Origin of the sequence: Sphingomonas sp. LH128 (genome assembly GCF_000293195.2) — a bacterium.
Lineage (GTDB): Bacteria > Pseudomonadota > Alphaproteobacteria > Sphingomonadales > Sphingomonadaceae > Novosphingobium > Novosphingobium resinovorum_A.
The window spans coordinates 1-9,027 of sequence record NZ_ALVC01000102.1; the positions used below are offsets into that span (position 1 = coordinate 1).

At 61.2% G+C, this 9,027-nt stretch carries 10 protein-coding genes and 2 pseudogenes; 5 read left to right on the forward strand and 7 right to left on the reverse strand.

What is annotated here, in order from left to right; translation table 11 throughout:
* Window positions 1-306 (forward strand): annotated as a pseudogene (locus LH128_RS08665) (arsenical resistance protein ArsH); the annotation flags it as partial.
* A 67-nt stretch (window positions 307-373) separates the two neighbouring features.
* Here the strand turns inward: LH128_RS08665 and LH128_RS33270 are convergent.
* The 3 genes from LH128_RS33270 to LH128_RS08675 all read right to left on the reverse strand — a co-directional run bounded on the left by LH128_RS33270 (window position 374) and on the right by LH128_RS08675 (window position 4,112).
* Window positions 374-940, reverse strand: coding sequence for a hypothetical protein (locus LH128_RS33270; protein ID WP_327195116.1), 567 nt, complete (start codon window positions 938-940; stop codon window positions 374-376).
* A gap of 593 nt (window positions 941-1,533) precedes the next feature.
* Window positions 1,534-2,457 carry a TniB family NTP-binding protein gene (locus tag LH128_RS08670; RefSeq protein ID WP_008829238.1) on the reverse strand — a complete coding sequence of 308 codons (924 nt, stop codon included), beginning with the start codon at window positions 2,455-2,457 and terminating at the stop codon, window positions 1,534-1,536.
* On the reverse strand, window positions 2,454-4,112 hold the full coding sequence (locus tag LH128_RS08675; protein ID WP_008829239.1) for a Mu transposase C-terminal domain-containing protein: 1,659 nt from the start codon (window positions 4,110-4,112) through the stop codon (window positions 2,454-2,456). Before LH128_RS08675 ends, LH128_RS08670 begins: the two co-directional genes overlap by 4 nt.
* Before the next feature lie 217 nt (window positions 4,113-4,329).
* Here LH128_RS08675 and LH128_RS08680 point away from each other — a divergent pair, with 217 nt between their 5' ends.
* From LH128_RS08680 to LH128_RS08695, 3 genes are all read left to right on the forward strand, one after another.
* Window positions 4,330-5,595 (forward strand): tyrosine-type recombinase/integrase, encoded by a 1,266-nt coding sequence (locus tag LH128_RS08680; RefSeq protein ID WP_008829240.1) that lies wholly within the window; start codon window positions 4,330-4,332, stop codon window positions 5,593-5,595.
* 514 nt (window positions 5,596-6,109) lie between these two features.
* The gene (locus tag LH128_RS08690; RefSeq protein ID WP_008829242.1) at window positions 6,110-6,592 is read left to right on the forward strand and encodes a pyridoxamine 5'-phosphate oxidase family protein; all 483 of its coding nucleotides are present in this window, start codon (window positions 6,110-6,112) and stop codon (window positions 6,590-6,592) included.
* Window positions 6,593-6,754: 162 nt separating this feature from the next.
* Complete coding sequence (locus tag LH128_RS08695; RefSeq protein WP_327195118.1) at window positions 6,755-7,015, forward strand: hypothetical protein; 261 nt, start codon at window positions 6,755-6,757, stop codon at window positions 7,013-7,015.
* 2 nt (window positions 7,016-7,017) lie between these two features.
* Here LH128_RS08695 and LH128_RS08700 read toward each other — a convergent pair whose 3' ends face one another.
* The 4 genes from LH128_RS08700 to LH128_RS33275 form a co-directional block, all read right to left on the reverse strand.
* Window positions 7,018-7,509 carry a cupin domain-containing protein gene (locus LH128_RS08700; RefSeq protein ID WP_008829244.1) on the reverse strand — a complete coding sequence of 164 codons (492 nt, stop codon included), beginning with the start codon at window positions 7,507-7,509 and terminating at the stop codon, window positions 7,018-7,020.
* Between the two features lie 337 nt (window positions 7,510-7,846).
* Entirely contained in the window at window positions 7,847-8,044 is a 198-nt protein-coding gene (locus LH128_RS08705) for a hypothetical protein (protein ID WP_008829245.1), read from the reverse strand.
* Window positions 8,041-8,229 carry a hypothetical protein gene (locus LH128_RS08710; RefSeq protein ID WP_008829246.1) on the reverse strand — a complete coding sequence of 63 codons (189 nt, stop codon included), beginning with the start codon at window positions 8,227-8,229 and terminating at the stop codon, window positions 8,041-8,043. The genes LH128_RS08705 and LH128_RS08710 overlap by 4 nt, the downstream gene beginning before the upstream one ends.
* Window positions 8,230-8,424: 195 nt before the next feature.
* Complete coding sequence (locus LH128_RS33275; protein WP_156799970.1) at window positions 8,425-8,577, reverse strand: hypothetical protein; 153 nt, start codon at window positions 8,575-8,577, stop codon at window positions 8,425-8,427.
* Between the two features lie 129 nt (window positions 8,578-8,706).
* On the opposite strand from LH128_RS33275, the pseudogene LH128_RS08715 reads away from it, so the two are divergent.
* Window positions 8,707-9,027, forward strand: a pseudogene (locus tag LH128_RS08715) (IS6-like element IS6100 family transposase); the annotation flags it as partial.

Consider the following 9,027-nt stretch of genomic DNA (forward strand, 5'->3'; position numbering starts at 1 on the left):
GGCGGCTCGCAGTCGTTCAACGCCGTGAACACGCTTCGCCTGCTGGGCCGCTGGATGCGAATGTTCACCATTCCCAACCAGTCATCCGTGGCGATGGCCTACAAGGAGTTTGACGAAGCAGGCCGCATGAAGCCGTCGAGCTATTATGACCGCATCGTCGACGTGATGGAGGAGCTGGTGCGCTTCACTGTCCTGATGCGTCCGCACGCCGGTCAGCTCGTTGATCGCTACTCAGAACGCAAGCAACTTGGGGTGCCGGTTGATCCGGCACCTGATCATTCCGCGATTGCGATCTCGGGCCGTTAGCGGACGCTGCCAAGATAGGTAGGGGAAGAGCGCATGGTGAAAACGACCCAATCGCTTGACCTTGCCCTCAGGACCGATCGCCGGAGTTCGCGGCGGAGCGGTTAAGGTTGTTCAGCAGCGCAGCGGCCAGATCGCCAGCCAGCTTGGAAACTTTGCGCTTTTGCTCCAACGCTCGGCGAGCACCGTTCAGCCGACCAATAAAGCTTGGCGACCATCGATCCGCCGTCGAGATGGGTATTTCGATGGCGGATCGCTCGGTGGTTGAAACGAATTCCTCGATCGATGGCCGACTTTCTGGCCCGTAGAGGGTGCGTCCGGTCGTCGGATCGGGATCCAGAATTGCACAGATTGCCGCTAGAAGGCTCCGGCGTTTTCTAATGCTGCCGGTTGCGAGAGGATGAAGTCCGTCACTTTCGTAGAAGTCTTTTGGGAGGTAACCCGGGGCCAGAGCAGGGCAACTGAAGGCGTTCAGTGGGATGTTGGTTCGCGTGTACCCCCAGTAATTTCGACACAGAATTCCGGCAATGTCATCGACCTCATTCAGGAGCTGCGCGCCGGAGGTGAAGTTGAAACGAAACTGATCTGGTGTTCGACCGGACAATGCTGCCAGGATCTGTGCTTCGAGGGCAATCACGCGGTCCCAAGCGTCTAGCATAGATGGGGAGGCATTGAGGGCGGCGCGCATGGACCGCTCGAGCGCTCGCCAGCACTCACCACAAACGAGGCGCACGCAATTCGTTGCAGTGCGGACGACTGTCCAGTTGTAGGCGCCACAGATGGTGCACCGCTCTTCTAACGGCCACCGATGTTTGTGGCAGAAGGTTTGCGGCGCGAGGGCCCAGCATTGCCTGAAGTATGCGGGCCTTGCGTTGGCATGGTCCTCAGCCAGACAACGGTTGCACCAGGCAACGCGCACGCAGGGGACAGCCGGAGAGGTTGCCTGGCCGATTCCCGTTGGGGGATAGAGCCAGGCGACGAATTCTTTCCGCATCGCCTTGTAACGACGACGAAGGGCGTTTCCGGCCAACTGCCCAGTCTCAACATTGAACGCTGCCGATGCCCATGCAAGCCATGCAGCCGAAGGACAGTAATCCGGGTTGTGTTGGTGCCAGGATCGACGAGATGGACGGGGGGCATCAGACGATCTGTCGATAGCTGGTCGCCCCTTCGCTCTGCGTTCACTCCAGGAACTGAGGAGCTCGTCTGGAAATGGGAGCAAATCCGCTATCATGGCCGTCGACATCGGGCGGCTCTCCTGCCTCCTGCAGTGACCTGCATGGAAACCAGGGGAAGCAGCAATTGCTCATCGTCGAAGCTGTCGGCATCGATCATCTCGCGGCCGCTACGGATAGCTGCAATGGCAACCGCTTCCATCAATCGAAAAATTCGGCCCGTGACCCCATCGGTAAGCGCAAGAACCCGTCGACGCACCTGGTCATCGTCGAGATGGGAAGGGCGCCTCAGGGGAAGTAATCCAGCGAAGCTGGCCAACAACTGGCGCAGTGCATGATCGTTGCGCCAGGCGATCAACTCCAGGGCGCCAAACCGATCAGCAAGGTTGGGGTCAGTGAGTACGGCGATCCGTGCGTCTTCCGTACCCGCGCAGACAATGGGAATTCTAAGATCGTTGGTGAGGAAGCGGATGGTGTTGAGAAAGATGCGTTGCTGCCTCGGCGTCCCGGCGAGCATCTTGTCGACCTCGTCCAGCACGAGAATGCGGGCGCCGAATTCCGCGAGGGTTTGTCTCGCCAGAGCGCGCAGTGTGCGAAGTGATAGATGGCCGAACTCGGCGTAGTTCATGGCCAGCATGAGCTCGGTATAAAACTCCTCCTCGGTTGGCTCTGGCGGCATCTGAACTGAAACGACCGGCATGACGGTGATGCCTGCCCGTTCGTCGAACGCGGGGGCATGAAGTTCCGAGAAGCGGCTGAGGATTTCGCTTTTGCCCATGCCGGTTGATCCGAACAGGAGCAGGCATGGCATGCGTCCGCGCTTGGGATAGGCCAGAAGATCTTCGAGCTGGCTCAACGCCGCCTCTGATTGCGGAAGGCCCATCCAACGGTCACGGCGTAGCCAATCGATCCTGGTTTCGTCGGGATAGTCCGCCTGGTCGCGATAGGCCGGAAACAGATGTTGGTTGAGCACAGTCATCCGCGTTCCTCGATGTCGAACGGCACAACCCTGTCGGTGTCAGCTGGCGGATCGGGCGGGTTGAGCAGGCGGGGTTCCGTTGGCGCAATGACCGGTGCTCCAGCGCTCAAGGCATAAACGGTTCGCTGCGCGGCCTTGCGAGCCGTCTTGGTCCGAGCAATGGCGTCGCGAACGATGGTCCTTTGCTCTTTGACCATCTCGAAAATTTGGTGCTCATCAAGCGCCATTCGACCGCGCTCCCGTAGAGCCTTCACAGCCGCATCATGCTCGAATTTCGTGATTGCCGGACGCCGCCGGTCCCGAAGAGGAACGGTCAGATGGTCGCCGTCTGAGAGCTCCAGATAGACCACCGAGAGATTGAGCGGATTGTATTTTACCGGCCGCTTTCGATCAGTACCCGCCGCGATCTCGGCCAAGGCTCCATGCCAATAGAACGCATGGAAAAGCTCGATGCCTTCGCGCCGGACTTTGCGCATTTCGAAAGGCAGGAAATCCAGAAGAAAGGGCGCCTCATTGATCGGACTACGTACCGGTTTCGGTCGCAGCACCAGTCCATCATGCCAGGCGGTCAGCGGCGGAACTCCCAGCGCGGTGTGGATTGTGCCGTGGTAGATGGCGATCTGCAGCGTGAGCCAGCGTTCGAACTCCGGGAGGGTAAGGCAAGCCTGCCCCTCAGCGTCATAGTCACCTTTCGCCCTTACGTTTGAGAAGGTGGTTCCGGGAAGGAGGTGTATCTCACCGATTGTCGTCCCGATCAGCCGCTCGATATGGCCTCCGTAGTGGGGTGTCCTCACGGGGCGATAGATCAGCTCTATCCCGTATTGGCGGCAGCCCCGCTTGAGCGCCAGGGAGTGGAATTCCTTGGCGTTGTCGAGATGAAGGGCGTCGGGAATCCCCGCGACAGGATACTCGACAAGGTCAAGATCCCTTTCCTGTAACCATGCGGTCTTCGGTAGCACGGCGTGGCGGATGGCCATGCCGACGGACGTTGCCGAAGGGTTCTCGAGGGAAATATAGAACCCGGGGATCGTGCGCGTGGCTACGTCGATCTGAAGCGTGAGCATTGGCCGACCAAGCGGCCTGCGAAAATGTTCATCGACAATGATGACGTCCGCGGGCGTGTGGTCCATCTGCACGACTTGAAGTGGATACTCGGCGTCGAATGAGCAGGTGACAGGGCGAAAGCGATCCGCAGCAGCCTTCGTGCCGTCGCGCTCCGCTATGGTTCGTCTCGCATCGATTTCACGTGCCCGGGCGACGATCGTGTTGCGTGAAGGCGCCTCAATGCCTTCCGAGTGGCAAGCGTGTCTGATGCTTCGGACCAACTGTGCGAGTGACGGTTTGGGCCTTGCCAGATAGAAACCATCAATCTCCGCAGTCACGATACCATCCAATCTCGCGGGTAGGCGTCGCTTGCCCTTTGGAAAGCCTCGACCTTGGTCGAGAAGGGAACTCGCCACGGGATTGGAGCGATATCGGGCGACCAATACGAAGATGCGGCTGCGGCTAAGTCCGAGTTCCGCAGCGGCGGATTCCACTGCCGCGCCGGTCAACTTCGGCTCTTCGGCGAGGGACCGAATTACCGCTTCGCGATCACAAGCCTCCTGCCAAGCGGCAGGCGCGATCATCGTCAGATGGGCACCCATATCAGCCATGACTTATCCCCGACGGCTTCAGGGACTCGCATTGCGTGGTCCGGTCTTATTCTAACAAAATCGTGGGGTGAGCGCGACAAAGTCTTGGAATTTGGTGACAGATGATGTTTGAAAACCTTCCGTTTCCCAGTCCTGTCTTTTGCTGATACCGACAAGCGGTGTGCTGAAAAACCGGCGGTTTTGCGCGGATTGCGAAAAAGCATGGAAAAGCAGACGAATGAGCGTGCACCAGCCAAACCCAGTCTCCGGTACCGAAACACTTGGCTCCGCCGGGCACGCCAGCCTTCTCGGTGCGGCGGGTCGCCATGATGGAACAGGGGCGGGCGGCGCCCTGGTGCCGCTGATCACGTCGCTCCGGACGGCGGAGCAGGTTGTCGTGGATGCGGGTTTGCTCGAAGCGTTCCAGGCGGCGGCTTCGAAACATACGCTCGCAGCGCTGCGCTCGGATCTCTCCGCTTTCGATCTGTGGTGCCGCCAGCATCGCCGCATCACCGTGCCGGCACGATCGGAGGACGTTGCGGACTATCTCAAGCGCCGGGGCGGGCAGGGGGCCCGCCCGGCCTCGCTGGCCCGCTACAAGGCGTCGATCGCGCGGCTGCACCAACTACTTGGCCTCATCGATCCCACAACGGCTCCGCTGGTCAAGCTGACGCTGGCGGCAATCCGTAAGGAAAAGGGGGTGGCCCAGCGCCAGGCGGCGCCGCTGCGATTCAAGGGACCTGTCTCCGACATCGAACGCGACCTGGCACGGGGTCTCAATCTTCGTGCGCTGCTGGAAAGCTGCGGTGAGGACCTCGTCGGCCTGCGCGATCGCGCCCTCCTCAGTCTGGCCTACGATACAGGGCTCCGGGCCAGCGAACTGGTCGCCGTCGAAGTCGGGCACATCCTCCCTGCCATCGACCCCGATGCGCGGCTGCTTGCGATCCCGCGCAGCAAGAGCGATAGCGAAGGGGAGGGGGCTACCGCTTTCCTCAGCCCTCGCACCGTGCGTGCGGTCAAAGCTTGGCTGGACGCGGCCGAGATCAGTGAGGGCGCGGTGTTCCGCCGGGTGTTCGTGCGCCGCTACAAGGCGAGGGCCCGCATACCCGGCCGCGATCTGGCGACGCTGTCCGGGCGCGAAGGGTATCACTGGCGCAAGGCACTGCCCCAACCTGCCGTGGCGGCCCGCACCGAATACAGTGTCGGCGATGCCGCGCTTCATCCCGGCTCGATCGGGCCGATCTGGCGCGCGATCATCCGGCGGGCGTTCGAGAAGGGGGCCTTGCCTGATCTGACCCGCGACGATCTGGAGCACTGGCTGAAGCGCATCAGTGGGCACTCCACGCGTGTTGGCCTCAATCAGGACCTTTTCGCGAGTGGTGAGGATCTCGCGGGCATCATGGACGCGCTGCGCTGGAAGAGCCCGCGCATGCCGCTCGTCTACAACCGCAACCTCGCGGCCGAGCACGGCGCGGCAGGGCGGCTGATGCGAAAACTCGGCTGATCCGCCCAGAGGACGGTGATGCCAGAGGCGCTGCCCCAGCATCGGCTTGAACCCGGTCAGGCCTGTGTGCGCGCCGGTTCCGCGAAACCGCTTGGCCGCTGCGCAGGCGGCTTTCGCGCGTCCCGGCGTTCCGCATACCTTTTGTAGGCGTAGCCCCCGGCCACGGCGCCAATCAGGCCGAGCGGACCCATGCGCCGCAGCACGGTCGGGGCAGCGAATCCGAGCAGGGTGCCCGCCGTACCAATGACGCCGCGCACGTGTTCAGCGGCTTTGTTGCCCGCGATTGCGCCGATAATTCTGCCAATTCACAAAGACTAGGAGCACCGCAACGATTTGCGCGAAGAGCGCCTGAATCCGGGCCACAGCGACGTCGAATTTGGCGGCGGTGCTACTCCTGCGGACCGCGAAGGCGGCATGGCGGCGAAAGAGCACAGCCGCTCACCGGATAGGCAACGTTTGCGAAACTCAGGCGGCATACCGGCGTTGTGGCTGGAACACCCTTGAGGAGATGGCAATGTCGACTGACACACAAAAGCTGAAGCAACACCTTTGGGAAAAGATCGAAAAGGGCCCTTTCCTGATGGTCGGCCTTGCCGATGGGAAGAGCCATTCCGAACCGTTGACGGCGCAGCTCGACAAGGATCAGGTCGACACCATCTGGTTCTTCATCGGTAAGGACAATCGCCTTGCCGGCGGCGGCGCTGCGATGGCGCAATTCGTTTCGAAGGGTCAGGATTTCTTCGCGTGTCTGTCGGGCCGCGTCGAATTGGATACCAACCCTGCCATGGTCGACAAGCTGTGGTCGAACGCTGTCGAAGCTTGGTTTCCCGGAGGAAAGACGGATCCCAATCTTGCGTTGCTTCGCTTCGATATCGATGAAGCTGAGCTATGGGAATCCGATGTGTCGCTGACCGGCAAGCTGAAGATGCTCTTCGGCGGTAAGATCAGAGGCGATGAAGCGGGTAGCCACGCCGTAGTAGCGAACACTAAAATCTGAATTGCCGCTTAGAGGCAGGCCCAGCCGGAGAGCGAGCCTGCCTTGATGCGCCTATCATCATCCTCCATCGGGATTTGTATGGCTGAGCCACCCACACGCGTCGCCGGCCACCCCGTGACGCCGGACGGTCACTACTTTGTCGTGGGCGGCCGGCTGTGGCGCATGTCCGATCCCAACCTGCCGCAAGAGCGTCGCGAGGCGCTGGTCAAGAAGCTCATGTCAGCCCGTCGCGCGGTTGGTGTTGCCAGGCGCAAGGGCGATCACGACGCGAAGGAGCGGGCACATGCTGCGATCGATTCAGCAAAGCAGGCGCTGGGCGAGCGCGGACCGGTCTGGTGGGACGATGGCGCCCCCGATCTTAATCGGCATCTGGCAAGGACCGGGCCCTACGCGCAATGGTATGTGCAATTACTGCATCCCTGATTTCACGGGCCGGTGCGCGCACCCCGCTCACCGGTAACGGGATCGTAGGGGGGGTCAGGCAGCGCGGCGATCCGAGCCCGCGTGGCATCGTCCGCAGCCTCCCGGCATATATCCCAGTCCTGCCCTTGCGGATAAGCCCCGACCACTTCGAAATCCTCGTTTGCGGAAAGGCAGCGGTGCCCGGTGCCGGCAGGCAGCATCAGCGCATCGCCAGCTAATACCTCGATCCGGCGTCCGTGTGGTCCACCGATTTCCAGCGTTGCCGAACCGGAAAACACGCCGAGCACCTCATGCGCGGTCGAGTGGTAATGGCGATAGTCGAAAATCCCGTCGCGCCAGTCCGCTGGCCAGCCATGCCCGCCGAATAGCGCTTCGAAGCGATCCGCTAGGTATGGCTCATCACTATCCAGCGCCGCACTATAATTAACTACCGGAAGCCGAGCGTTGTTGGGCACCCAGCCATTCTCGGTAAGTATGAAGCTCTGGATTTTCATCGCTTGGATCCTTTGGGGCGGCGCATGGCATTGTCAGGCAAACCGATCGAGACCGGGGCAGGATCGCTCGTTTTCTCGCAGGCGCGCGGACAACGATCGACGTTTGCTGAGACCCGACCTTTCGCGGTTACCGCATTAAGCAGGAGATGGTCGATACTTCAGGCCAGCGTCGCGTGTTATCGCAAGCAATAGGAGTGCTTGGTGTTTGATCAAAAAAAGATGACTGACGCGGATTGCAGGCGACTAGGCCGGCTGCAATCCGGGCGCTAGGAAGGCGGACAATGGCGGAACGGATGGTACCGAAGTCATCTGTCTCGGCATCGGGTCGAAGAGATCGCTATTCGGCCTTCCTGATCGCGCGTTGCGCGCCATCATGCTCATTCACGCCGGTCTGCTGTTCTTGTTCAAGCTCCTGGGCGTGCCATAAAGTGCGTCCCGCGAACACTAGGACGATAACGGCCAGCAGGATCACCGCCACCATTATTCCCGCGCGGCCGAGGCGACGCGAACTGGGCTGGTCCCGTTCCGGCATCATTGCCCCGTGTTCCTGGCGCGCTGGCCTTCGGGGTAGTCTTCCGGCTTGACGGTTCCGACCGAAGGGCGGTCCTCGATTTTCTCAGGCTTCTGTGCACCTTTCTTCTGGCGGTGCGGGTCGACTGCATCGGGACGGGCGTCTCCCAGTACGCCGCGGCGGGTTCCGGTAGAATCTGTGTCGGGCATGATACGCTCCATCACATGGCGAAAGGGTGGGTCGTGGCGAGCTTTCACCCTTTCGAGGTTGCGATAAGTAAGCGCGCTGCAAGCCGGCTCGTTCCCGCATCGCCGCTCCTCATGATGCCTCGATCCTTACCGGCACCCCCTTTGCTGCGGGCGTCTTCGACAGAACGTCGTGGTGACCAAGCGGGACCAGCGGGTTCAGTTCGGGAAAATAGCCGGCAAGGCAGCCGCGCGGTAGGTCAAAGGGGGAAGACCCCCCACCTCACGGCGCTGGTGCGTGTCGCAATCGGCGACGAGCGTGACCGTCGATGCTTCTTCCAGTCCGGCCTCCTGCATGTCCTCGAGATTCATCAGGACGATCAAACGGCTGCCCTCAAGCCCGCGCGTGGCGGTGAAAGGGGCATGCGGTCACTCCTGATGGCTCTGTTGCAAAAATCGTGAAGCTTGAGCATGCTTGGCGGAGATTGGACGGACGGAACGATGACGGATTTCAAGTGGCGCCATTTCCAGGGTGATGTGATCCTGTGGGCGGTGCGCTGGTATTGTCGCTATCCGATCAGCTATCGCGACCTTGAGGAAATGCTGGCGGAACGCGGCATTTCGGTCGACCATACGACGATCTATCGCTGGGTCCAGTGCTACGCCCCGGAGATGGAGAAGCGGCTGCGCTGGTTCTGGCGGCGTGGCTTTGATCCGAGCTGGCGCCTGGATGAAACCTACGTCAAGGTGCGGGGCAAGTGGACCTACCTGTACCGGGCAGTCGACAAGCGGGGCGACACGATCGATTTCTACCTGTCGCCG